The sequence below is a fragment of the Streptococcus sp. CF8_St5-11 genome, from assembly GCF_024295625.1.
Classification (GTDB): Bacteria; Bacillota; Bacilli; order Lactobacillales; family Streptococcaceae; genus Streptococcus.
In genome coordinates this window covers 170133-194305 of the sequence record NZ_JANCOJ010000001.1, presented here as the reverse complement: position 1 = coordinate 194305, position 24173 = coordinate 170133, and the positions used below count along the sequence as shown (strand labels likewise).

At 44.1% G+C, this 24173-nt stretch carries 18 protein-coding genes; 15 read left to right on the top strand and 3 right to left on the bottom strand.

The genetic code is table 11. From position 1 onward, the window contains the following. Nucleotides 1-205 precede the first annotated feature (205 nt). Nucleotides 206-688 carry a glutathione peroxidase gene (locus NMM13_RS00935; protein ID WP_049498000.1) on the bottom strand — a complete coding sequence of 161 codons (483 nt, stop codon included), beginning with the start codon at nt 686-688 and terminating at the stop codon, nt 206-208. A 159-nt stretch (nt 689-847) separates the two neighbouring features. On the opposite strand from NMM13_RS00935, the gene rexB reads away from it, so the two are divergent. The 3 genes from rexB to NMM13_RS00920 are packed head-to-tail and all read left to right on the top strand — an operon-like array spanning nt 848 to nt 8097. Then, nucleotides 848-4114: an ATP-dependent nuclease subunit B gene (rexB, locus tag NMM13_RS00930; RefSeq protein ID WP_254726960.1), complete on the top strand. Its 3267-nt coding sequence runs from the start codon at nt 848-850 to the stop codon at nt 4112-4114. Next, nucleotides 4111-7776, top strand: a complete 3666-nt coding sequence (addA, locus tag NMM13_RS00925) for a helicase-exonuclease AddAB subunit AddA (protein WP_254726956.1) — start codon at nt 4111-4113, stop codon at nt 7774-7776. The genes rexB and addA overlap by 4 nt, the downstream gene beginning before the upstream one ends. Before the next feature lie 3 nt (nt 7777-7779). Beyond that, complete coding sequence (locus NMM13_RS00920) at nt 7780-8097, top strand: DUF4298 domain-containing protein (protein ID WP_254726953.1); 318 nt, start codon at nt 7780-7782, stop codon at nt 8095-8097. 521 nt (nt 8098-8618) lie between these two features. Here the strand turns inward: NMM13_RS00920 and NMM13_RS00915 are convergent. Next, on the bottom strand, nt 8619-8789 hold the full coding sequence (locus NMM13_RS00915; RefSeq protein ID WP_003002781.1) for a DUF3042 family protein: 171 nt from the start codon (nt 8787-8789) through the stop codon (nt 8619-8621). A gap of 83 nt (nt 8790-8872) precedes the next feature. Between NMM13_RS00915 and miaA the strand changes: the two genes are divergently transcribed. The 10 genes from miaA to NMM13_RS00860 all read left to right on the top strand — a co-directional run bounded on the left by miaA (nt 8873) and on the right by NMM13_RS00860 (nt 18518). Continuing rightward, the gene (gene miaA, locus NMM13_RS00910) at nt 8873-9760 is read left to right on the top strand and encodes a tRNA (adenosine(37)-N6)-dimethylallyltransferase MiaA (protein ID WP_129824091.1); all 888 of its coding nucleotides are present in this window, start codon (nt 8873-8875) and stop codon (nt 9758-9760) included. Continuing rightward, nucleotides 9753-11000: a GTPase HflX gene (hflX, locus tag NMM13_RS00905; protein WP_254726950.1), complete on the top strand. Its 1248-nt coding sequence runs from the start codon at nt 9753-9755 to the stop codon at nt 10998-11000. The genes miaA and hflX overlap by 8 nt, the downstream gene beginning before the upstream one ends. Next, nucleotides 10984-11613, top strand: coding sequence for a cystathionine beta-lyase (locus tag NMM13_RS00900; protein WP_254726947.1), 630 nt, complete (start codon nt 10984-10986; stop codon nt 11611-11613). Before hflX ends, NMM13_RS00900 begins: the two co-directional genes overlap by 17 nt. A 3-nt stretch (nt 11614-11616) precedes the next feature. Then, nucleotides 11617-12546 (top strand): ribonuclease Z, encoded by a 930-nt coding sequence (gene rnz / locus NMM13_RS00895; protein WP_003011107.1) that lies wholly within the window; start codon nt 11617-11619, stop codon nt 12544-12546. 1 nt (nt 12547) lies between these two features. After that, nucleotides 12548-13303: an SDR family oxidoreductase gene (locus tag NMM13_RS00890; RefSeq protein WP_254726944.1), complete on the top strand. Its 756-nt coding sequence runs from the start codon at nt 12548-12550 to the stop codon at nt 13301-13303. Nucleotides 13304-13313: 10 nt separating this feature from the next. Then, nucleotides 13314-14024 (top strand): bifunctional 2-polyprenyl-6-hydroxyphenol methylase/3-demethylubiquinol 3-O-methyltransferase UbiG, encoded by a 711-nt coding sequence (locus tag NMM13_RS00885; protein ID WP_254726941.1) that lies wholly within the window; start codon nt 13314-13316, stop codon nt 14022-14024. A 1-nt stretch (nt 14025) separates the two neighbouring features. Beyond that, nucleotides 14026-14430, top strand: a complete 405-nt coding sequence (locus tag NMM13_RS00880; RefSeq protein WP_254726939.1) for a GNAT family N-acetyltransferase — start codon at nt 14026-14028, stop codon at nt 14428-14430. Between the two features lie 242 nt (nt 14431-14672). Next, the gene (locus NMM13_RS00870; RefSeq protein ID WP_254726937.1) at nt 14673-16139 is read left to right on the top strand and encodes a hypothetical protein; all 1467 of its coding nucleotides are present in this window, start codon (nt 14673-14675) and stop codon (nt 16137-16139) included. Nucleotides 16140-16243: 104 nt separating this feature from the next. After that, a complete protein-coding gene (locus tag NMM13_RS00865) occupies nt 16244-17719 on the top strand; it encodes a hypothetical protein (protein WP_254726934.1) in 1476 nt (491 codons plus the stop codon). A gap of 34 nt (nt 17720-17753) precedes the next feature. Continuing rightward, nucleotides 17754-18518: a hypothetical protein gene (locus NMM13_RS00860; RefSeq protein WP_254726931.1), complete on the top strand. Its 765-nt coding sequence runs from the start codon at nt 17754-17756 to the stop codon at nt 18516-18518. 190 nt (nt 18519-18708) lie between these two features. Here the strand turns inward: NMM13_RS00860 and NMM13_RS00855 are convergent, their stop codons facing one another. Beyond that, nucleotides 18709-20748: a Cna B-type domain-containing protein gene (locus NMM13_RS00855; RefSeq protein WP_254726928.1), complete on the bottom strand. Its 2040-nt coding sequence runs from the start codon at nt 20746-20748 to the stop codon at nt 18709-18711. 479 nt (nt 20749-21227) lie between these two features. On the opposite strand from NMM13_RS00855, the gene recJ reads away from it, so the two are divergent. Then, nucleotides 21228-23453, top strand: a complete 2226-nt coding sequence (recJ, locus tag NMM13_RS00850; protein ID WP_254726924.1) for a single-stranded-DNA-specific exonuclease RecJ — start codon at nt 21228-21230, stop codon at nt 23451-23453. Next, nucleotides 23450-24043: a TipC family immunity protein gene (locus NMM13_RS00845; protein ID WP_254726920.1), complete on the top strand. Its 594-nt coding sequence runs from the start codon at nt 23450-23452 to the stop codon at nt 24041-24043. The genes recJ and NMM13_RS00845 overlap by 4 nt, the downstream gene beginning before the upstream one ends. Nucleotides 24044-24173 lie beyond the last annotated feature (130 nt).

The window sequence follows — 24173 nt, the reverse complement described above, 5'->3', positions numbered from 1 at the left end:
TTAGGTGAGTACGGACGTCAGGTGAAATTATCCAGTGGATGATTTCAGCAATCCAGGAAGTTCCATGACTAATTATTGAGCCTAAGGTCTCAATAATTCCGAGTGCCTGAAACGTTATTGTTTCAGGCACTTTTCTCACAGCGGAAAGTCTCGAAAATAAATAGTCATTCATCAAAAAGCCTGACTTCACTTTCAGGCTTTTTGCTTATTTCTCAAGTAATTCTTGGATCAAGTCTTCCATAGCAGCTGGTTCTGTTTTGGAGGAGAAGCGTTGGGCGACGTGGCCTTGTCGGTCGATGACAAATTTTGCGAAGTTCCATTCGATGCGTTTGCCTAGTGGCCCGGCAGCTTGGCTTTTAAGCCAGTCATAAAGAGGAAGGGCTTCTTTACCATTGACCTTGGCTTTGGCGAATCGTGGGAAGGTGGTCTGGTAGTTGAGGCTGCAGAAGCTATTGATTTCTTCTGCAGTTCCTGGTGCCTGCCCCATGAATTGGTTACAGGGAATGTCTAGGATTTCAAGCCCTTTTTCCTGGTAGCGCAGGTATAGATCTTGCAGTCCTTGGTATTGCGGGGTCAAGCCACAGCCTGTTGCTGTATTGACCACGATGAGGACCTTGCCTTGGTAGTGGGAAAGGGGAATCTCCTCTCCTTGTTGGTTTTCTAAAGAAAAATCATAAATGCTGGTCATAGGTGGTATCCTTTCTGTCTCTTCAACTTTTATTGTAGCATAAATCTCCTAATATTGGGCCAAGAGGAGCATGACTTCTTGCTTTAGTCCCTCCTGTGAAAATGATATAATAAGAAGATAACAAGCTCTCAAGAAAATGCCAAAAGGAGAACGGATCGGATGAAATTATTCTATACGGATGTTCGGACCCCCTTGATCCAGGTCCTGACACAAGAAGCCGTAGGGTTAGTAGAACAGGGCAAGCGTGTGTTTTACATTGCGCCCAACTCTCTTTCTTTTGAAAAAGAAGCCAAGGTCTTGTCCTATTTAGAAGGTCAGGCTTCTTTTGCCATTACCGTCACGCGCTTTGCCCAAATGGCCCGTTATTTCATCCTGAACCAGGTCTTTGAAGAGCAACCCTTAGATGACATCGGTCTCGGTATGCTATTTTTTAAAGCTCTTTCCCACATGAAGGACCAGGATCTTAAAGTTTACGGGGCCCTGCGCAAGGATCCTCAGTTTATCCAGCAATTGGTCCAGCTCTATCATGAATTACAGACGGCCCAAATGGATTTTACCGATTTAGAGTTGCTCGAGGAAGCTGAAAAAAGAGAGGACCTCTTGGCGATTTTTGAAGCGGTCTCTGAGATGCTGGTCCAGCACCGGTATGAATCCCAGTCCAAGATGGCCTTTTTCCGCAATCAGGTCGAAGCAGGGCACTTGGAAGAGCAATTACAGGATGTGGCGATCGTTGTCGATGGCTTCACGCGTTTTTCTGCAGAAGAAGAGGCTTTGATCAGTCTCCTTCACCGAAAAGGGGTGGAGATTTTCATCGGGGTCTATGCCAGTGAAAAAGCCTATCGGGCAAGCTTTAGAGAGGGCAATCTTTACCAAGCCAGTGTTGACTTTCTCCTTCAGCTGGCAAAGAATTTTGAGGTACAGCCCCAGTATTGTGGGCAAGCGATCGAAGACTCCTTTAGTCGCATTACCCGCATGCTAGAAGCGCGCTACGATTTTTCACAAGTGGAAAATGAGCTCAAGGAACACGATCGAACAGCGGTCCAACTCTGGCAAACCAACACGCAAAAAGAAGAGTTGGAATTTGTCGCTAAATCCATCCGTCAGCGTCTTCATGATGGGGCCCGCTATCGGGATATTCGAGTCTTGTTAGGCGATGTAGAAGCTTATCAACTGCAGCTCAAGACCATTTTTGACCAGTATCAGATCCCCTTTTACTTGGGACGAAGTGAATCTATGGTCCACCATCCCTTGATTCAGGTCATTGAATCATTAGGTCGGATCAAGCAGTTCAATTACCAGACAGAAGACGTCATCAATCTGTTAAAAACGGGTCTGTATAGTGATCTGACGCAAGAAGAAGTCGATGCTTTTGAGCAATACCTTCGCTTTGCGGAAGTAAAGGGTGCTACAAAATTTCACAAGCCTTTTACTAGCAATCGTCAGGGCAAGTTTAATTTGGAAGAGCTTAATACTCTCCGGGAACGCGTCGTAGAACCTCTAGCTCCCTTCTTTTCACAGCGCAAACAAAAGGTGACCCATCTCTTAACCGCCTTTACAGAGTTTCTGCAAGAGGCTCAACTTTCTCAGAATCTACAAGCTTTGATCAAGGATCTCGTTTTGGAGGAGCAGGAGCGCTATGACCAGGTCTGGAAGGCCTTTCTCCATGTCTTAGAGGAGTTGAACCTGGTCTTTGAGGACCAAGAGCTGACAGTGGATGACTTTTTGGCCCTCCTCTTATCGGGGATGCAATTGTCTCAATACCGGACAGTTCCTGCTACGGTCGATGTGGTGACGGTTCAGTCCTATGACTTGATTGAACCCTTGACAGCGCCTTATGTCTACGCGATCGGGCTGACCCAGGAGCGTTTTCCAAAGATTGCTCAGAACACCTCTCTACTCAGTGAAGAAGAGCGCCAGCAGCTGAATGAGGCTACCCAAGAAGGAACAGAGCTCCAGGTGGTGACTAGTGAAAATCTCAAGAAAAATCGCTTTGTGGCGGTTTCGCTCCTCAATGCGGCGACCAACCAACTGGTCCTATCGGCCCCTAGCTTGGTCAATGAAATGGAAGATAGTGTCTCGCCTTACCTTGTCGAATTGACCAAGAAACCTATTGCCATCGAATGGACGACCAAACAAGCCCAAGCTTCGAGTGATGATATTGGTACCTACCGAGCACTTTTAGCGCGCGTGATCGAACTCCATCAAGAAGAAATTACGAGTGAGTTGTCTCCTGAAGAAGCCAGCTTTTGGGGTGTGGCGGTACGGGTCTTGCGCAAGAAATTAGCCGCTGAAGGCATTCAGATTCCTCAGATTTCAACGGAATTAAAGAGCCGTCAGCTTCAGTCGGATACGCTTCAAGCGCTCTATCCAGAGGGCAAAGCCTTGACATTATCTGCTTCTGCCTTGAATGAATACTACAAGCACCAGTATGCTTTTTATCTGCGCTATGTCTTGGGCTTACAAGAGGATGAAACCATCCGGCCAGACGCTCGCAGTCATGGGAATTTCTTGCACCGGATCTTTGAAAAAGTCTTAAAAGATAGCTCCGATCAAGCGTTTGATCAGCGTTTAAACGAGGCAATTCGAGAAACCAGCCAAGAAGCAGAGTTCCAGCAATTGTATGGAGAAAATGGAGAGACCGAGTTTATTCGCAACTTGCTTCTTGATACTGCGAAAACAACAGGGCGGGTCCTCGCCCAGCAAAATGGCATCGAGACTATCGGTGAGGAGACCCTCTTTGGCGGAAGCGCCCATACCTCTTATCCATTGTCCGATGGCCGTCTCCTGCAGCTACGTGGCAAGGTGGACCGGATTGATCAATTGAGGGATCGGGGAGCCCTCGGAGTCGTGGACTACAAGTCCAGTCTGACGCAGTTCCACTATGACAAGTTCTTTAATGGCCTGAATTCTCAATTGCCGACCTATCTTTCTGCGATTCAGGATTTGAAGGAATACCAAGAGGAGCAGGGGATTTTTGGAGCCATGTATTTGGAAATGGGAGATCCTGTGGTGGATCTGAAAAAGACCAAGACAGTAGAGGATGCCATCAACCAAACCATGAAAAGTCAACAGTACAAGGGGCTCTTTATGGCAGATCAGGCGCCTTATCTGGGTGAGGCCTATGATAAGAACAAGGCCATGATGCTGAGTAAGGAAGAACTGGACCTGCTCCTCTTGTACAACGCTTATCTCTATAAAACAGCAGCAGAAGGGATCCTCAAGGGGCAATTTGCCATCAATCCCTATAGTGAAAATGGGCGCAATATCGCACCATATGTGGAGCAGTTTAAATCCATCACAGGATTTGAAGCCGATCGTCACCTAGGTCAGGCACGATTCTTGACCAAACTAGACCAAAAAGGAATACGCGGTGAAAAGGTGAAAGCCGCTTGGATCGAGAAGATGAAGGAGGTCTTGAACAAATGATCAAACAAGCATTTTTGACAAGAGAAGAAATCAAGGCCCTCCAGGCACAAGAGGCAGCTTCTACCAAAGAGCAAAAGCGGACACCAGAACAGATCGATGCCATCTATAGTTCGGGGACCAATATCCTGGTGTCGGCCTCGGCTGGTTCAGGAAAGACCTTTGTCATGGTGCAAAGGATACTGGATCAGATCCAGCGAGGCATTTCGATTAAGGAGCTCTTTATCTCGACCTTTACGGTCAAGGCAGCAGGAGAGCTCAAGGAGCGTTTGGAAAGTGAACTTGGAAAAGCCCTGCAAGCGAGCGATGACCCAGAGCTCAAGCAACACCTGGCCCGTCAAATCGCAGATGTCGCCACCAGCGATATCGGAACCATGGACTCTTTTACCCAAAAGGTCCTAACGCGCTATGGCTATTTGCTTGGGTTGGCGCCTCAGTTTCGCATTTTACAAAATGCCAGTGAGCAACGCCTCTTACAAAATGAAGTCTTTCAAACTGTTTTTGACCGCTATTACCAAGGGGAAAACCAAGAAGCCTTTGTGCAGATGGTCAAGAATTTCACCGGCCAGCGCAAAAATTTATCCTTGTTTAAAGAGCAGGTCTACCAGATCTATGATTTTCTTCAGTCGACCAGTGATCCGGAGAAATGGCTGGAAGAGCATTTCCTAAAAGGCTATGAGGAGACTGATTTTGAAAAGGTTGAAGGCGATCTGATGGAGAACATCCAGCAGGCCCTTTATGAGGCAGAAAGCTTTTTTGCCTTTCATTTGTCCAATGAGGGCCAAGCATTTGGTAAGGCCAAATATTTGGAAGCTGTAGAAGAGGTGCTTGATCAGATTGGAATCCTGACAGGTCACACCAATAAAGAACAACTGACTTCGGTCCTAAAGGCAGTCGTGGCGATTAGTCGGGCATCAAATGGGGGAGCCTTGACCAATAGAGCCCGTAAGGAAGAGCTAAAAGACCTAGTCACAGCCTATAACCAGGATAAAACCATACATATCAATCGCCTCAGAGTCTTGGAAAATCAGCTCTATCAGCTGGAATTTCAACAATCCTTCCACCAAGAAGAAGGCCCCATGCTCTCCTTGCTCCGGAACTTTATCAGAGACTTTGCTCGCGCTTATCTGGAGCGAAAAATTCAAGAAAAAGCTTATGAATTTGGGGACATCAGTCATTTTGCCATTCAAATTTTAGAGCAATTCCCAGAGGTGAGACAAGCCTTTCAAGAGCGTTATCATGAGGTCATGGTCGATGAGTACCAGGATACCAACCACACCCAAGAGCGGATGTTGGATTTGCTGTCAAATGGCCACAATCGCTTCATGGTGGGAGATATCAAGCAATCCATTTACCGCTTCCGTCAGGCAGATCCACAGATTTTCAATGATAAATTTAAGGCCTACCAAGAAGAAGCGGCAAAAGGGCGGTTGATCCTCCTTAAGGAAAATTTCCGGAGTCATGTGGAGGTGTTGGACGCGACCAATGATGTCTTTCGCCATTTGATGGACGAAGAGGTAGGAGAGATTGACTACAATCAAACCCATTATCTAGTTGCAGGAAGCGACAAGCAGCGGATGGCCTTGCCACAACATCGGGCTGAATTTTTGCTCTATGATGGGTCCCAAGACCAGGAAGAAAAGACCGAAGACGAGGAAGTTGCTTCTGGACTCGAGACGGTTTCCAAGGGAGAAATTCTCCTTGTCATCAAAGAAATTTTACGCCTCCATCGGGTGGAAAAAGTGCCTTTTAAAGAGATCACTCTCTTGACCGCGACTCGAACGCGAAATGACGCCATTCTGGAAGCCTTTGACCAGTACCATATTCCGATTGTGGCAGATAGCGGACAGGCGCATTATCTAGAGTCGCTGGAAGTGATGGTCATGCTGGATACCTTGCGGACCATCAACAACCCTTTGCATGATTATCCCTTAGTGGCTCTCATGAAATCCCCCATGTTTGACTTTGATGAAGATGAGCTGGCACGGATTGCCTTGCAGACGCTTCCAGAGCAAAAGCAAGTGGCCTTCTACCACAAGGTCCAGTTAGCCTTTGAAAAAACTGCAGAGCATGCAAATCTGATCGATGCCAAGCTTTTCGCTAAAATTGAGAACTTCCTCCAGGTTTTAACTTCTTGGCGTGCTATGGCCAAAACTCATTCGCTTTATGATTTGCTGTGGAAAATCTATGAGGATCGCTATTACTATGACTATGTCGGCGCCCTTCCAAATGGCGCCCAGCGCCAGGCCAACCTCTATGCCTTGACGCTTCGGGCAAATGATTATGAAAAAGCCAGCTTTAAGGGCTTGTCGCGCTTCATTGCCATGATCGACAAGGTGATCGAAAATGAACACGATTTGGCCAGCGTCCCTCTTGCAGCACCAAAAGATGCCGTCCAGCTCATGACCGTCCATAAGAGTAAGGGGCTGGAATTCAAGTATGTCTTTATTCTCAATATGGACAAGGCCTTTAACCGTAAGGATCAATCGGGGCCAATCATTCTCAGTCGCCAAAAAGGGATTGGCTTTAAATACATTGCGAACTTGCCGGTTGAGACAGAAAATCCAGCTGCTCCAGAGACTATTCGTCTGCAGATCGAAACGCCTTGCTACCAACGCAATGTGGAAGAAACAAAACTGGCCACAATTTCTGAGCAGATGCGTCTTCTTTATGTCGCCATGACACGGGCTGAGCTCAAGCTCTATCTGGTAGGAAAAGGCCGAGAGGACAAACTGCGTGATACCGATTGGGGGACCAGTCGCAATGGCAAGCTAGATCCAGAGAAGCGAAAAGAATGGACCTCTTATCAGGACTGGCTCTTTGCCATTCAAGATGTGTTTACCAAGAATACTCTGGCCTATGACACGCGTTTTGTGACAGACGAAGACCTGACACCAGACCAGCTGGAACCGCTAGAGAAGGAGAAGGATTCCCGCCTGGATCAGCTCAAGGATGTCCGTCAGTCCGAGGATATTCGTCGGGCCTTGGATATCTTGGAAAATGTTGATCGGCTCAATCAGCTCTATGCTCCAGCCATTCATTTACCAAGTGTACGTACTCCTAGTCAGATCAAGAAATTCTACGAGCCAGTCATGGATGCCAATGGCGTCCAGATCATGGATGCGAAGACCGTGAAACCTGACTTTGAGCTTCCAACTTTTGTTCAAGAAAAAGCTGTGACAGGAGCCCAAGTTGGTAGTGCTGTCCATGAACTCATGCAGCGCGTGCCTCTTGAAGCAGCAATCACTCTTGATACACTGCGTCAGGCCTTGGAGCAAGTCCAAGCAGAGCCAGCGGTCAAAGCGCGCATCAAGCTAGAGGCCATTCTCGCTTTCTATGAGACGCCTTTGGGGACCTTGCTTCAAAGAGAAGCCCCTCGGGTTCATCGTGAAGCTCCCTTTGCCATGCTGAAGAAAGATCTGGCTAGTGGAGAGGACTTTGTCGTGCGGGGGATCTTGGATGGGTATATCGTGCTAGAAGACCGAATCCTGCTCTTTGATTACAAGACGGATCACTACAAGGTCCCTGGCCAATTGGTCGAACGCTATCGAGATCAGCTCGATCTCTATGCAGAAGCTCTTCGCCGTTCCTATGGCCAAGAGCACGTTGAAAAATATCTGGTACTTTTAGGTGGCCCTCATCTAGAAGTGGTGAAAGTGGAGTAACACATGACAATTGCAAAGGAAAAAATTGAACGCATCCAAAGGATGGAAGGTTATTTGAATGACTATGCTAAGACTTTGGAAGATACAAAAAAAGCAGTGGATCGACTAAAAGAGCATCAAGAGAGCTATATCCAACTGCGCGATTATTATAGTAGTCAGGCCTATTTTGACGATTTGGACCTGTCCAATCAAGCGGATTTTCCAGACGATCTACCTTGTGGTGTCTTGTCCGAAGATGCCGTCTATGATTTGTTAGACGAGCATTTTCAGATGGGAGTGGAACTCTTGGAGATCGCAACGAAGATGATCAAAGAACGGTGAAATTTCAATCTAAAAGCTCCGGTTTCCCGGAGCTTTTAGATTGAAGATAAACGTCATCATAGAAACTTTTCTTAGGTGAGTACGGACGTCAGCGAACTTCGAAGAAATTCCATGACTAAATCAAGATACAAAGGGCGACTGCGGATAAAGTCAAAATAGGAAGTTTGACGAAGAATCTTTAGATTCCAGGAGAACTTATCTTTTTGACACAATCCGCAGCCCGTGTTCAATTATTTTTGAGCCCCTTCGCTCTTGAATTTCTTAGCTCAGGCTAAAACAGTTTCCCGAACTGTTTTACTCTCAAAACTCCCGAGTGCTAGAAACCATCGTGTTTCTAGCACTTTTCTCACGGCGGAAAGTTTCAGTATATGTTTGAATAAACACAACATATATCATTCTAATTATTTTAGCATTACTTATATTAGCTTATCTTGACAAAACCTACCAGTAAAAGAAAATTTTCCAAAATGGACTTTTTTTCAGCAAAAAAAGCTCCGGTTTCCCGGAGTTTTTTCTTTTGATTAGTGTGAGACACGGCGACGTGCTGCTTTTTTGCGGTTTTCTTCGATGAAAGCTGCTTTTTGTTCTTCTGGTTCGATTACTTTCTTCTTGAATGTGTAAACTGCACCTGCGACAGCAGCAACTGTACCAGCAACACCAGTAACAAAACCTTTACCAAATCCTTTAGCCATGAGAATTTCTCCTTTTCTGAACTTTAAATATTTATGTTATAATATATGGTAACGAAAAAACGTGAATTTTGCAAGGAAAAACGATGAAAACCAAGATAATTGTGATTGTGGGACCGACTGCTGTTGGAAAAACAGCTCTTGCGATCGATTTAGCGCAAGCCCTCAATGGTGAAATTATCAGTGGCGATAGTCAACAAGTCTATCGCAAGCTAGATATTGGAACAGCCAAGGCGACACCAGAAGAGCAAGCAGCAGCTCCCCATCATTTGATTGATGTGCGGGAGGTGACCGAGTCTTACTCGGCTTTTGATTTTGTAAGAGAAGCCAAGACTGCCATTGAAGAGATCACAGCCCGAGGTAAGCTTCCTATCATTGCAGGTGGGACAGGCCTTTACATCCAAAGTTTGCTCGAAGGTTATCATCTAGGTGGTGAAGTTCCTCATGAAGAGATTCTGTCCTATCGCGCCCAATTGGACTTGTTGTCGGACGAAGACTTGTACCAAAGGGTGGCGGAGCAAGGACTTGTGATTCCTCAGCTCAATCGCCGTCGGGCCATGCGGGCTCTTGAAATTGCTCATTTTGGGCAGGACCTCGCAAACGAAGAGACCGATTATGAACCCTATCTCATCTGTCTAGATGATGATCGATCCTTGATCTATGATCGCATCAATCGCCGAGTAGATCGCATGCTAGAGGAGGGCTTGCTGGATGAAGCTCGGTGGCTCTATGATGACCATCCGGAAGTTCAGGCAGCTAAAGGCATTGGTTACAAGGAACTCTTCCCTTACTTTAAGGGAGAGCAGAGCCTTGAAGAAGCCAGTGAGATCCTCAAGCGCAATACGCGGCGGTTTGCCAAACGGCAACTGACCTGGTTTCGAAATCGGATGGAAGTAAAATTTTACGCCATTTCTGCCCCCCACTTCAAGGAGCAGGTTCTTGCAGATGTAAAGGAGTTTTTACAGCATGATTGAAACAGAAAAGAAACAAGAACGCATCCTTTTGGTTGGTGTGGAACTTCAAGGCATGGACAATTTTGACATGTCTATGGAGGAGTTGGCGAGCCTGGCTAAAACAGCTGGTGGGGATGTCCGGGGCTCCTATACACAAAAGCGGGAGAAATACGATACTAAGACCTTTGTCGGCTCAGGAAAACTCGAAGAAATCGCTCAAATGGTCGAAGCAGATGAGATCACGACGGTAGTGGTCAATAACCGCCTAACCCCCCGTCAAAATGTCAATTTAGAAGAAATCCTTGGGGTCAAGGTCATTGACCGGATGCAGCTGATTTTAGATATCTTTGCCATGCGGGCTAGGAGTCATGAAGGGAAGTTGCAGGTGCACTTGGCCCAGCTCAAATACCTCTTGCCACGCCTTGTTGGTCAAGGGATCATGCTCAGCCGTCAGGCTGGGGGAATTGGTTCTCGTGGACCTGGGGAAAGTCAGTTGGAGTTGAACCGCCGGAGCGTTCGCAATCAAATCACCGATATCGAGCGCCAGCTCAAGGCTGTTGAAAAGAACCGGGAAACCCTTCGTGAAAAACGCTTGGAATCACCTGTCTTCAAGATTGGTTTGATCGGCTATACCAATGCAGGAAAGTCGACCATTATGAATCAGCTGACCAGTAAGAGCCAGTATGAAGCCGATGAACTCTTTGCGACTTTGGATGCCACAACCAAGAGCATCCACCTAACAGGCAATCTGCAAGTGACCCTGACCGATACGGTTGGCTTTATTCAGGACTTGCCAACAGAGTTGGTATCGAGCTTTAAGTCGACCCTGGAAGAAAGTAAGAATGTGGATCTCTTGGTCCATGTCATCGATGCTTCCGATCCCAATCATGAAGAGCATGAAAAGACCGTGCTTTCGATCATGAAGGACCTGGATATGCTGGAGATTCCTCGCTTAACCCTCTACAACAAAGCGGATAAAGTAACGGACTTTACCCCAACCCAGACCCCTTTTAGCCTGATTTCAGCTCGCTCTGAGACAGCCCGTGAGGATTTGCAGGCTTTGTTCCTAGAAAAACTGAGAGAACTCTTTGTTCCCTTTACTATTCGGGTTCCCTTTTCAAAATCCTATCGGACACATGACTTAGAGACGGTCGCGATCATTGACCAGCGCGAATTTGAAGAAGGCGTCGAGGTCATTCAAGGCTATATCGCAGAGAAAAATAAGTGGAAGTTGGAAGAATTTTATGACGGATTACGTTGATTTAGCAATAAAATATGGGGGCTATACTAGCCTCGATCGGGTCTATCTGAAAAATCTATTAAGCACGATCCCTGAGGACTTACGTCTTCGTGTGATTACACCTCCGCCAAGTGTGATCAACGCTTATTTCGCAGAGCTCTACCAAAAGAAGAGTCCCAAGGAGGCCATGGATTATTTCTTGGACCTGAGCCGGGCATTTGACTTATTCACAGTTCAGCAAAGCTTTGATGAATGGAAGCCCTTTATCCGCCTCAATTTATCAGGTAAGTCTTATGGCTTGGCCTACGCAAATGAAGAGCTAGCCTGTGTCTTTGCTGAACATCCAACAGAGGATATCACCCCTGCCATTTTATTCGAAATTGCAGAGATCTTTCCACATTGTTTGGTCTTTGAAAAAGATGGCAAGATCTGCTTGCAAGAGGCTGAACCAGAAGGGGTCACTAAAACAGAAGCCCTCTCAGCCCTAACTGACTTGATGACCTTGGAAGATGGACGCTTAAAACTGTCAGGATATAACCAAGAGGAGCTTCTCGAGCTAGCGCAAGCCTACCCAGGCAACCTTTCTTTCCGTTCAGAGAACCGGACGGCCATGATTTATATAGATAGAAAGTAGACAATGGACATTCAATTTTTAGGAACGGGAGCTGGGCAACCCTCAAAAGCCCGTAATGTATCGAGCCTAGCGCTCAAATTGCTGGACGAGATCAATGAAGTCTGGCTCTTTGATTGTGGCGAAGCGACACAGAATCAAATTTTAGAAACGACCATTCGTCCGCGAAAGGTTAGCAAGATCTTTATTACTCACCTACACGGAGATCATATTTTTGGTTTGCCAGGTTTCCTCTCTAGTCGGGCCTTTCAGGCCAATGAAGAGCAGACGGATCTGGATATCTATGGACCAGTAGGGATCAAATCCTTTGTGATGACTAGTCTTCGCGTATCAGGCTCTCGTCTGCCTTACCGCATCCATTTTCATGAATTCGATGAACATTCTCTGGGTAAGATTTTAGAAACTGATAAATTCACGGTTTACGCGGAAGCTTTGGACCACACCATTTTCTGTGTCGGTTATCGGATCATGCAGAAGGACCTCGAAGGAACACTCGACGCAGATAAGCTCAAGGCAGCGGGCGTTCCATTTGGACCGCTCTTTGGTCAGGTTAAAAATGGACAAGATGTCACCCTGGAAGATGGCACCAAGATCATTGCTGCTGATTATATTTCAGCTCCTCGACCTGGTAAGATTATCACGATCCTTGGAGATACCAGAAAGACGGATGCCAGTGTCCGCCTTGGAGTCAATGCAGATGTCCTCGTCCATGAGTCCACCTATGGTAAGGGCGATGAGAAGATTGCTAAGAAACACGGTCACTCGACCAATATGCAGGCAGCAGAAGTAGCGCGTGAAGCTGGAGCGAAGCGCCTTCTTCTCAACCACATCAGTGCTCGCTTCTTATCAAAAGACATCAGCCAATTGCGCAAGGATGCATCCAGCATTTTTGAAAATGTCTATGTCGTCAAAGATTTGGAAGAAGTGGAGATCTAAGATGCGAACCATTCTCATAACAGGAGCAAGTGGAGGCTTGGCCCAAGAAATGGTCAAGCTCCTCCCTGAAGATCGGCTGATTCTCCTAGGCAGAAATCAAGAAAAACTGGAACAACTCTATGCCAGTCATCCTCAAGCTGAATGCATTGGGATCGATATCACTGATTCCTCAGCCGTCCAAGATTTGGTAGAAGAGCTCTATCAGCGCTATGGGCAGATCGATATCTTGGTCAACAATGCAGGCTATGGGATTTTTGAGGCCTTTGATCGCATTTCTGACCAGCAGGTGCAGGAGATGTTTGAGGTCAATACCTTTGCCCTCATGCAGTTTTCACGCTTGATGGGTGCGCACATGAAGGAAGCAGGCAAGGGGCACATTGTCAATATCGTCAGCATGGCGGGTCTCGTCGCAACAGCCAAATCCAGCCTTTATTCGGCGACCAAGTTTGCGGCCATTGGCTTCTCCAATGCTCTGCGTTTGGAACTCATTCCCTTTGGTGTCCATGTGACGACGGTCAATCCAGGCCCTATTCGGACCACTTTCTTTGATCAGGCAGACCCCGATGGAAGCTATGTCAAAGCTGTGGACCGCTACATTTTGGAACCCGACTTTGTAGCCAAGAAGATCGTGAAGAACTTTGGAAAAGCAAAACGCGAGCTCAATCTTCCTTGGCTCTTGAACCTGACCCACAAGCTCTATACCCTTTTCCCTCGCATCTCGGACAAGCTAGCCAGCAAGATGTTCAATTTCAAATAGGAGGAACCAGATGGCCGCAAATATTCAAGCTTATTTAGAAAACCTCCGGCAACCCTGGGGACAGATCTATTATGATATCCTTTTTGAACAATTGAAGGACATCAAGGGAAAACGGGTGCTTGATTTCGGGAGTGGTTTTGGCCTTGTAGCCAATCACTTAGCGAAAGAAAATCAAGTCCTTGCTGTGGAACCAAACGAGGAAATGGTGGCCTTGCGGGCCCAGGACCATCCCTATCAGCAATTCGTCGGGAGTCTGGACCAGATAGAGAGCTTTGAAGATGCCAGTTTTGATGTCATCCTTTGCCACAATGTCTTGGAGTATGTGGAGGATCGCAAGGTGATTCTCAAGGCATTCACCCATCTCTTGAAACCAGGTGGCCTGCTCTCTATCGTCAAGCACAATGAGGTTGGCCGCGTCCTGCAGACCGTCGTCTTTGAAAATGATCCTCAGAAGGCGCTTGATCTCTTAGCAGGTCAGGACTTGGAAACTCACTCCATGGGTTTGGCACAGGCCTATGATCTAGATAGAGCAGTAGAAGATCTAGCCCTCGAAGTTCAGGACTACCAAGGAATTCGAGTCTTTTACGCCTTACAGGACAATCGCTTCAAGAGCCAAGAAGGATGGCGAAAGTCTATGCTCAAGATGGAGCTAGCTGTTTGCCGAGAGTCCCCTTATCGGGATATCGCCTTCTTCCAGCACTATCGGTTAAAAAGGAGTTAAGATGTTACATTACAAACAAGAAATTCCAGCCATGGTAGACCTACTCGCACTTTACAGTTCGGTCGGTTGGACCAATTATACCAACAACCCAGCTATGTTAGAAGAAGCTGTCAAAGCTAGTCTCTGGCAGTTAGCAGTCTATGATGAGAAAGAGCTCGTCGCCTACATTCGCTTGGTAGGTGATGGCCACTCTGTCATTTTTGTACAGGACCTTTTGGTACGACCAGATCACCAGCGTCAAGGCATTGGAAAGAAACTCTTAACAGAGGCTTTAGCGACTTTCCCAAATGTCTACCAACGGCTTCTTGCCACTGAACGTAGCGAGGAAAATCTAGCCTTTTACCAGTCTCTCGGCTTTGTCGAACTTTCCGAGCAAGCCTGTACAGGGATGATTTATATGAAATAAAGAGAGTGGGACAGAAATTGGTAATTCGTTAGAATTCGATTTCGTCGTCCCACCTCCGCACAGTTGAGTAGGGCTGTAAAATCTGATGAAATCAGCGTAGTAGAGCCCACTCAACCACTGCGTCTTGCTCGACAATCCAAAAATAATTGAGAGGCTAGGACTTTTGTCCCAGCCTCTTATCTATTTGACTGACAAAAGGGGGGATTGATGGTAAAATGAGGATGAGATTAGGAGGAGATGGAATGAAGAAGAAAATAAAATGGGGCCTTGTCTTATGTTCGGTACTTATACCAGTATGTTTGAGTGCCTGCAAACAAGGAACTGTAGAAAAACAAGGTTCTTCGAATAAAGAAGTACAGAAGAAAATCGATCGAAAAAACATTCATTTTGACAAGACAGGACCAGCTGCATCATTTGATTGGGATGCAAAGAACAGTATCAGATACATAACGTTTGAAAAACTTCCACAATATATGAGGTCAGATGATAGCGATGGTATTTCAATATATAGTCTGCAACAGAATGAAACTCCTCTCGATGAAGAGGGAAAAGTCCAAAAGGCTTTGCAAGTAGTTGAAGCGATTTATATTGACCAAGATGAAATGGACACTGTTGTCAAGGCTAGTGGAGTAATGAGTCAGGAAGAAATGTATAACAGGATCTGGAATGACTATATTATTCCTAAAATAGAAAAAAGTAATAGTACTTTTGATTCAAATACTTATTTTGAGTACCTAGGAGAAAAATATCCCCTCAAAATCTATGGTCCCATGTATTTAAAATTAATGACCAATGCTCTCCCTACTGAAAAGAGTTACGAATTAAAGGGATATGCAGTTAAGGGGAATAAGGTAATCCTTAAAATTCAAACACCAGCCTATAGCCCAAGGCAATTACCAAGAGGAAAAGGGTACAGATTGAGTGCTGATCCCAAGAATCCAAATGAGACCATGTATGCTTGGTTAGATGAACTACACGAAAACTATGCTGAAAAAGACAACAGAGGAGACCATCTTTCTTATATAATGCTTTCTACCATCTTACAACATTTAGTAAAGGAAAATTTTAATGCGAGTTTTTCAACCGGTAATATGATTGGTAGTACGGAAATAACGATCGAAATGGAGGTGACTAACCAAGGTCAAGTCCAAATTGATACTAAAAATTTGGCACTCTTGTTACAAATTCCTCAACAAATGCAGAAAGCTAATCAATCTGGTGGTGGAAATGATGATAGTATCTTCTGGTCCATCAATACTGATAATGTTACTGATGAAGGAAAGGGAAGTGAAAAGCTAAAAGATTTTAATCCACAAAATCCGGTCAAAAAATATGCAATTGGAGAGCCAGTTGTATTTGCAAATGGCTTAGAAGTTACACTGAATAGTGTAACAGACGATCCAAATTTGGATGTTCAGGATGATCAAGACCGTATCGATACAAGGAAAAAACAACATCGATTGATCGTCGAATTCACCCTATCGAATACAACACCTCTCAGTATTGAAAATACTCCAGATTATACAAATGTAGATCTCTATGATGGCCATGGCAAATCTGCTTATATGTTGAATAATACTTTAAATTACAAACAGCCAACAGTCCTTGAGGCAGGAGAGTCGGGTAAATATAAAATTAATTATTTAACAGATGGGGATGGGCCGTTTACGATCGTTTATGGTGACGCCAAATGGGTCATTCAAAAATAGAGAAAAATCCTAATCTTTAGTCAGCTTATTGTAAAAGTTAGTTAGTTTAAGAAATTATAAGAAGCTTCAGTTGTCAATATATTATTAAAGAAATTTATTCATATGTGGTTGGAAAAATCGGAAAACTTTTAAAAAAAACTGACGAACAAATAAGGGAAAAAATGCGGACAGGAAGTAGAAAAGAGAGAATGAAGAAGATTTTTAAATCAATCAAGTTTTGGATATTTGTATTACTTGTTACTTTAGCAGGTGGATGGTTTATCCAATATGAAATTCATAAGCGTGAAATCTCACAATTTGTAACTTGGAAACCTCGTCCAAACATAGTTGACTCCCAATTTATTGCAGGTGGGAAAGCAGTAGCCATTCAATGGGATAATAAAGAGGAAGTGGATGAGGCGCTAGAAGCATATTCGTATAATTCAAAAGTTAAAGTAGAATGGTTTATAAATGGTGGAAATAGTGAACGGTACATTGCACAAGAAAGTTACAAATTAAAATCTGACCCACGTCTCTATTTTCAATATTATATTCGTGGTAATCAAGTTCCTTACCTAACTACAAATAAAGCACAAAAGGGAGAGTACTGGCTCATTGATGTCTATGATACCAAGGACAAGCGCTTAGTGAAGAAAACATATGATGTTTTTAAGATAGTACGAGATATGAATAAGAATTATATCCCCTTATCTGTTAAAGTTTCTTCTATGTTGTTGGATACAGATGATGGAGAAACATACATTCCGATTGATATTCTTGTCGATAAGAAAGACAAATATATTGTAGAACCTGGAAATATCTATGTACAAACAGAGTATCAATCTCGTATAGGGTTAATGAATGTTAAGGATGGAAAGTTCGCTTGGAAAACCTCATCAGGCAAAGGTTATGAACAAGTTCAAAAAGAAAATCGAGAAAGCGACAAAGACTTGCATCCATTTGAATACAATTTTGAAAGAGGACAATTGCAGCTCCAACATTCACGTTTGTTATTTACAGATCGTAGTGATGAGACTAAGGACATCCCATTGAAAACACTCTATCCGAAAGTATATTCGATTTTAAGCAAAGGGAATAATCCAACTACTGTAAAATGGGGTGAAGAATATACAAAAGGGGAGAATGCCTACCTATACTTTCTCGGACCAGAAGATCTCAACTTTGATATTTCATTTTTGGAACTGCTTTATAAAGTTCCAGAGCAGCGTTCAGGTGGATGGTACGATGTCCTACAGTATCATAAGATACCAGCAGAATTTTCAAAAGATGGCCAAGAACATCTCGCGAATAATAAAAAGGAGTTTTTCCAATATTTTAAAAAGGAATTAAATCAAAGTAAGGATACTACAGAGTTCTCATTATTGCGACGCTTGTATGAAGTACAGAACTACGTGGTCTCTAGAGATTTTGGCCAGTCCTTCGGTAACCTTACCATACCAGCTGAGTATACTAAAGATGGGAAGGTTCATGTCGTTCAAAATGATAAAGAATTCTTCAAATATATGGATTTAGAGAAAATTCCTAATAAAAAGATGAAAGAAGATATTAAAAAAATGTTCTCATATGCTGTAAAAAATTAATCGATTAGGTCGAATTTAGCAAGGAGGTCAGGCTATGAAGCCCAACTATTTCAAACTATTCGCAGGAATTCCACTTATTCTTTGTTGCCTCCTTCTTTCCAGTTGTAAGATCATGAAACCGAGTGATTATAAAAAAGCGAAGGAAGTTGTCAGCAGTGAGCTTGCTAAGGTTGGTCTGCATGGGAATGTCAAAATTAATCGTCTTTCCTGGCAAGCTTTAGAAATTCCAGGTTATAATGTCGATTTTACTTATTCGGAGAAAACCTATGACGGTCAAACCGTACCTCTTGAGGTGCATGCTTTCTTACAAAATGACTGGTCTGATCCCTATGGACAAACCACTCCAAGTTATAAAGAAGTTTTTACAGAGCAGAAGGCAGTACAGAAAAAAGAGGCCCAACTACTGGATAAGCTTAAAAAGCAGGATCTAGGCCTGACGCTCTCTTATTTTCATTTTCTTTCCAATGTTGATTCTTCTTATCAAAAGGAGGCTGCAGAAGAATTGGAAGAACTGGCGGCTCAAAATAGGCAAGAAGGAAAGAACGATTTTGCGGGTTATTACCAGATTCCGTACGCCACCCTTATTCAAAAGGGGATGGTTCGTATGATGATCTCAGTAGAAGACGATCAAGCCATCCAAGAAAAGGATTTAAAAGCTGCCGCTAAAAAGTTGGATGCTAGTGTTCTTCCAGATGGTGACTATGATTTCTATTATCTGGATTTCAAGAATAAAGATCATGAATCCATTTCCTATCATTTCAAAGTCAAAGATGGACAGGTTGTGAAATTGGATCAGTAAAAATGGTAAAACAGGAAAAACGACAGCTCAGGATGAAGGTCCCTGAGCTGTTTTTGTTATCTATTAAAGAAAAATAGGATAAAAAAGAGAACCTTTCGGTTCTCTCTATTTGTTTCAACTTCTATGAATGAGAGTAGAAGTTTCTTCGTTAGGGGGTTGATAGAAGTAAGGACTGTTCCTAATGATACGATTAGTTATCAGTCAATTTCCGTTTGATTCCAACAGCACCTGCTAAGACAAGAATTCCTGAGAAGACAAGTCCAGATGCAACAACTTCACCTGTATTTGGAAGAAGCGGTTTGCGACGTCCACCATTGTTTCCACCATTTGAACCTGGCGCATTTGGTGTCGTTGTGGTACCAGAATGACTAGGTTTATTTGGATTTTCTGTTGTAGTTGAAGAAGTCTTAGGTTCTACAGTTGTAGTCGTAGTTGTTGTTTCTTCCTCACTACTATTGTGGTTTTCTGGCTCTTCTGGTGTTGTAGTCGTAGTTGAAGTAGTCGTAGGTTCATCGGTAGTCGTTACTGTAGTCTTAGGCTCTTCAGAAGTAGTTGAAGTAGTCTTAGGCTCATCAGTAGTTGTTACCGTAGTTGTAGGCTCTTGAGTCGTAGTAGTTGTAGTTGTAGGCTCTTGAGTCGTAGTGGTTGTGGTTGTAGACTCTTGGGTCGTAGTGGTTGTGGTTGTAGACTCTTGGGTCGTAGTGGTTGTAGTTGTAGGCTCTTGAGTCGTAGTAGTTGTAGTTGTAGGCTCTTGAGTCGTAGTAGTTGTGGTTGTAGGCTCTTGAGTCGTAGTAGTTGTAGTTGTAGGCTCTTGAGTCGTAGTAGTTGTGGTTGTAGGCTCTTGAGTCGTAGTAGTTGTGGTTGTAGTAGTCGTAGTTGTTGTCGTAGTTGTAGTTGGTTTATTTGATGTGTTGACCACTTTAATCACGTTGTCATCATCAATTTTCTCAACTTTAGAAGTGTAACCTTCTGGAGTGTTAGTTTCCACTACTGAGTACTCAATCTTCTTACCGTCTTTGATACCTGGCAATTTCGTAAATTCTGCTTTCCAGCCAGAAGCTTTTGTAAGGGTTTGTGTTAACCCATCCAAGGCTTTCCCGTCCGCATACAATTGAACCGTGATATCTTTACGGTCAGCTTCCTCATCACCAACCCATTCTTTTTGAACAGTGACAGTTTTATCACCGCTCACCCAGAAGTTCAATTCAGTGTTGTTCCAGAAGGCTGGGTCAGTTTGAGGTGTTGTGATTTCATCAGCTGTCAATGTAGCATTGTTGTCAACGCGAATGGTTGTCTTAGGAATTAATGTTTGGTATTCAACGATCAATTCATCGCTAGATGCTGTTTTAAAGACATCACTGACATCTGATAAATTCACGGTAAATCCATTGCCGTCCGCATCGAATTTAACATGTTTCCAGAAGTCCCAACCAGAAGCCACCACTTGTCCACCTTTTCTTAAAGTGAAGGATGGTTTCAAGTAAGTTCCCACAAAGAATTCATTTGCAGCGTGGTTTGCGGCAGGAGCAAAAGTGATTTTTGAGTAATCGACTGCTGGAGCTTGGATTTTATCTGATACAACAGGGTTTGTGATGGCTTGTTTCTTACCATCCCCGTTGATACGGATGAACCATTTTGTCAGATAGTAGTCATCTCCAACATTCAACCATGCATAGTTTTCAGAAGCGTCTAGTTTGAATTGCTTAGCTACATAGTCACCAGTAAGGTTGTACTTGTTCAAAACAGATTCAAATACGCCAGGTCCATCAGGACGAGTGATGACAACTGATTCTGAACCTACTTTAGAAGTGGCAGTCTTGTTTCCAGGATTTCCTGGAGTGCTATCCCATTCTGCTTTGTATGAGAAACCACCCTTCACATTTTGGTTCATGGATTCGATTGCTTTTTTAAAGGTAAAAGTAATCTTTTTGTTTGTCATCGAAATGGTTGCGACTTCAGCTCCATTTGCTTGGAGTGATTGAGTTGCAACTTCAGTGATATTGACACCTTCTGGAGCATCAATAGTAAACGTATCACCGTCTTTAACTGATTTACCAGTTAAATCCCAGTCAAATGAAAAGATAACTTTTTGTCCACTTGCTTGGGCCTTTAAGTTGGTGACGGTTGGTGAAACAGTGGCTGCACTTACGGGTTTGATCACAGACAAGCCCAAGGCTACCACGCCGATGATAGCTACAAATGCAACTATCTTTTTATAAAGAGATTTCAATTGGCCTCATTTCCTTTCTTCTGCCTGCCCTTTCCGAGGCTTTTCTATATAGTGATATATCCCAAAATAGAAAGGCTTCTAATTTCTATTCCATGAAACCAGCTGCCTCAGTTTAGGATAGATCGATGAATTATATGCTCCTCTTTATGCATTAAAAGAAAACAAACCCACCGACAAAATCAGCTCAAACCCTCTAACTACGTTTGTTTAGATAGAAAAACAAGGGAAATGACAAGCGTCATAATGTTAAAGTGATAATAAACGTTGCAAATTTTAACAGAATAATCATCCCATTGCATATTTAAAAGATTATTATCAACATTATTATATTCTTTTAGTGTGATAAGTCAAGTTAAATGCAACAAAAATAAGGCAAAATGTTGATTTTGGTTTTTGTATAAGTCGACCTTTTATTTCCCGCCATTTTAGCCTTTCATGTTATAATATTCAGATAAGAAAAAGAGGAGACCAAAAGCTAGATGATCACTTCAAAATACGATTGGCAGTTAGCTTCGCCAAGTGCAGATGAGGCCTTTTTAGCCCTTGCCAAAAAAGCAGGCCTGGAAGCATCCGTAGCAACCTTGCTGTATGAGCGTGGCATTCAGACCAAAGAGGATTTAGAAGACTTTTTAGAACCCAAGCTGGAGAAGCTACACGACCCTTATTTACTCCATGATATGGACAAGGCAGTGGAGCGCATCCGACGGGCCATCGAAGATTATGAGCAGATCCTCATCTACGGAGACTATGATGCGGACGGGATGACCTCAGCCTCCATTATGAAGGAAACCTTGGAGCAGATGGGTGCAGAGGTGCAAGTCTACCTACCCAACCGCTTCACAGACGGCTATGGTCCCAATGAGAGTGTCTACAAATACTTTATCGAGCAGCAAGGCATTTCCCTGATTGTCACGGTGGACAATGGGGTTGCGGGCAATCAAGCCATTGCCATGGCTCAAGCGATGGGGGTTGATGTTATCGTGACCGACCACCACTCCATGCCAGAGGTTTTACCCGATGCTTATGCGATCATTCATCCGGATCATCCAGATGCGGATTATCCCTTCCATTATCTAGCAGGATGTGGTGTGGCCTTTAAGTTGGCCTGTGCCCTCTTAGAGGAAGTACCAGTCGATCTCTTAGACTTGGTAGCAATTGGGACCATTGCTGACATGGTCAGCCTGACAGATGAGAATCGGATCCTGGTCAAATACGGTCTGGGTGTTCTCCAACATACCCAGCGCATGGGCTTGCAGGAGCTCTTGGAGATCGCAGGGATTCGTCCGGAGGATGTCAATGAAGAAACGGTTGGTTTTCAGATTGCTCCTCGTCTCAATGCCCTTGGCCGCCTCGATGATCCCAATCCGGCCATTGAACTACTGACTGGCTTTGACGATGAAGAGGCGCACGAGATTGCCCTCATGATTCATCAAAAGAATGAAGAACGTAAAGAAATTGTCCAAAGCATCTATGACGAAGCTAAAACTATGGTCGATCCGAGCTTGTCCGCCCAAGTCTTGGCCAAGGAAGGCTGGAATCCAGGGGTCCTTGGTATTGTAGCTGGCCGTCTATTAGAAGAGCTTCATCAGCCAGTAGTTGTTTTAAGCATCGAAGATGGGCGTGCTAAAGGAAGCGCTCGGAGTCCTGAGTCGGTCAATATCTTTGAGGCCCTCGATCCCCACCGGTCGCTCTTTGTCGCCTTTGGCGGGCATGCCGGTGCAGCAGGGATGACCTTAGATGTGGACCAACTCCCTGCCTTGTCTCAGGCCCTTACGGATTACATTGCAGAACAAGAGATTGATCTCAGCAGCAAGTCTAGCTTAGCCATCGACGAGGAACTGCATCTAACAGAGCTAACGCTTGAAACCTTGAAAAGCTTTGATCGCTTGAGTCCTTTTGGCATGGACAATAAAAAACCAGTCTTTCTGGTCCGTAATTTCAAGGTAGAAGGGGCACGCTCGATGGGAGCTGGCAATACCCACTTGAAACTCAAGATCTCTCAAGAAGATGCGACCTTTGAGGTGGTTGCCTTTGGCTTGGGAAGTTTAGAGGCAGAGTTTGCGCAAGCGCAAGACCTAGAGCTAGCCGTGCAGTTGTCGGTCAACCAATGGAATGGCCAAACAACCCTTCAGCTCATGTTGGTTGATGCGCGTGTGGACGGCGTGCAGCTCTTTAATATCCGCTCTAAAAATGTCAGCCTCCCCGCAGGTGTTCCCGTTCTGGATTTTACTAAAGAATTGCCAGATCTATCTGGGGCATCTGCTGTAGTGGTTGGAAATATCCCTGAGAATTTAGAGGAATTACGGAAAATTTTCCAAGAGCATGATTTCCAGGCTGTCTATTTCAAAAATGAGATCGCCAAAGCCTACTATCTGACAGGATACGGTAGCAGGGACCAGTATGCCAAACTCTATAAAACCATCTACCAGTATCCAGAGTTTGATGTCCGCTATAAACTCAAAGACCTAGCAGCCTATCTCAAGATCCAGCAGATCCTCCTGGTCAAAATGATTCAGATCTTCCAAGAGCTGGGCTTTGTGACCATTGAAAATGGCATCATGAAGGTCAATAAAGAAGCAGAAGAACGCGAAATCGCAGAAAGTAGCATCTACCAAAACCTCAGACAAACGGTGAAAGAGCAGGAGTTGATGGCCCTTGGAACAGTTCGTGAAATCTACGACTACCTGACAGGTCAGGCCTCATGAAAAGATACCTAAAAAAATTCCTCTGGCTCACTCCTATCCTACTTTTTTGCCTTTATTGGTTGGGAATCTACCTGAGTCTCAAGAACCCCATGGAAGAAATTAACTACTCCGAAAATGGTGGGATGATGCGCTATGTGATGTTTAAGCCCTTTACAGAAACGATAGGAAATGATGGTATCTGGAAAGAAGATGAGGGATTTCAAACCTACCATTATTCAAAAGGAATTGTTGATGGAAACGAAGACTTGTCCGTGATGATGTTTAGAGGAACTCCCAACTGGACCTATATGTATGATTTTAAATTGGAAAAAGGTGTGACACTCGGATTTATATTTAAATACGACTCGTCAAAAAAGCTGTTTTTTCAGAAGGAGGTCTACCTTTCTAAAGAAGATACTACCTACGAGGGCCAGCAACTTCTTGATCAACTTGCCACCTACGGTAAAGACCGCACTTGGTTGAAGAAGCAAAGTAAGAAAGTTGTTGAACAGTATATCCTTGGTACCTGGTTCAAGAATGGAAGCTCCCGTTATTCCTTGAAAAACTTGGGGGATATGAAAATTGAATACAACAAATTGATAGAAGAGTAGTAAGTTTTTTTGGAATCCAATCCCACATCATTTTTCGGATGTGGGATTTTTGCTTTTGACGCGGGGAGCTTGGGAAAATGATTTGGTATAAAATGATGCAAGTTAGTAGAATTCATGGTATAATGGAATG

What these genes read in the sequence shown, in the direction of transcription:
- NMM13_RS00860 (WP_254726931.1), top strand. Translation starts at nt 17,754, where the DNA reads ATGAAGCCCAACTATTTCAAACTATTCGCAGGAATTCCACTTATTCTT.
- NMM13_RS00935 (WP_049498000.1), bottom strand. Translation starts at nt 688, where the DNA reads ATGACCAGCATTTATGATTTTTCTTTAGAAAACCAACAAGGAGAGGAG.
- NMM13_RS00915 (WP_003002781.1), bottom strand. Translation starts at nt 8,789, where the DNA reads ATGGCTAAAGGATTTGGTAAAGGTTTTGTTACTGGTGTTGCTGGTACA.
- NMM13_RS00880 (WP_254726939.1), top strand. Translation starts at nt 14,026, where the DNA reads ATGTTACATTACAAACAAGAAATTCCAGCCATGGTAGACCTACTCGCA.
- recJ (WP_254726924.1), top strand. Translation starts at nt 21,228, where the DNA reads ATGATCACTTCAAAATACGATTGGCAGTTAGCTTCGCCAAGTGCAGAT.
- miaA (WP_129824091.1), top strand. Translation starts at nt 8,873, where the DNA reads ATGAAAACCAAGATAATTGTGATTGTGGGACCGACTGCTGTTGGAAAA.
- NMM13_RS00845 (WP_254726920.1), top strand. Translation starts at nt 23,450, where the DNA reads ATGAAAAGATACCTAAAAAAATTCCTCTGGCTCACTCCTATCCTACTT.
- NMM13_RS00885 (WP_254726941.1), top strand. Translation starts at nt 13,314, where the DNA reads ATGGCCGCAAATATTCAAGCTTATTTAGAAAACCTCCGGCAACCCTGG.
- NMM13_RS00920 (WP_254726953.1), top strand. Translation starts at nt 7,780, where the DNA reads ATGACAATTGCAAAGGAAAAAATTGAACGCATCCAAAGGATGGAAGGT.
- addA (WP_254726956.1), top strand. Translation starts at nt 4,111, where the DNA reads ATGATCAAACAAGCATTTTTGACAAGAGAAGAAATCAAGGCCCTCCAG.
- NMM13_RS00870 (WP_254726937.1), top strand. Translation starts at nt 14,673, where the DNA reads ATGAAGAAGAAAATAAAATGGGGCCTTGTCTTATGTTCGGTACTTATA.
- rnz (WP_003011107.1), top strand. Translation starts at nt 11,617, where the DNA reads ATGGACATTCAATTTTTAGGAACGGGAGCTGGGCAACCCTCAAAAGCC.
- rexB (WP_254726960.1), top strand. Translation starts at nt 848, where the DNA reads ATGAAATTATTCTATACGGATGTTCGGACCCCCTTGATCCAGGTCCTG.
- hflX (WP_254726950.1), top strand. Translation starts at nt 9,753, where the DNA reads ATGATTGAAACAGAAAAGAAACAAGAACGCATCCTTTTGGTTGGTGTG.
- NMM13_RS00890 (WP_254726944.1), top strand. Translation starts at nt 12,548, where the DNA reads ATGCGAACCATTCTCATAACAGGAGCAAGTGGAGGCTTGGCCCAAGAA.
- NMM13_RS00900 (WP_254726947.1), top strand. Translation starts at nt 10,984, where the DNA reads ATGACGGATTACGTTGATTTAGCAATAAAATATGGGGGCTATACTAGC.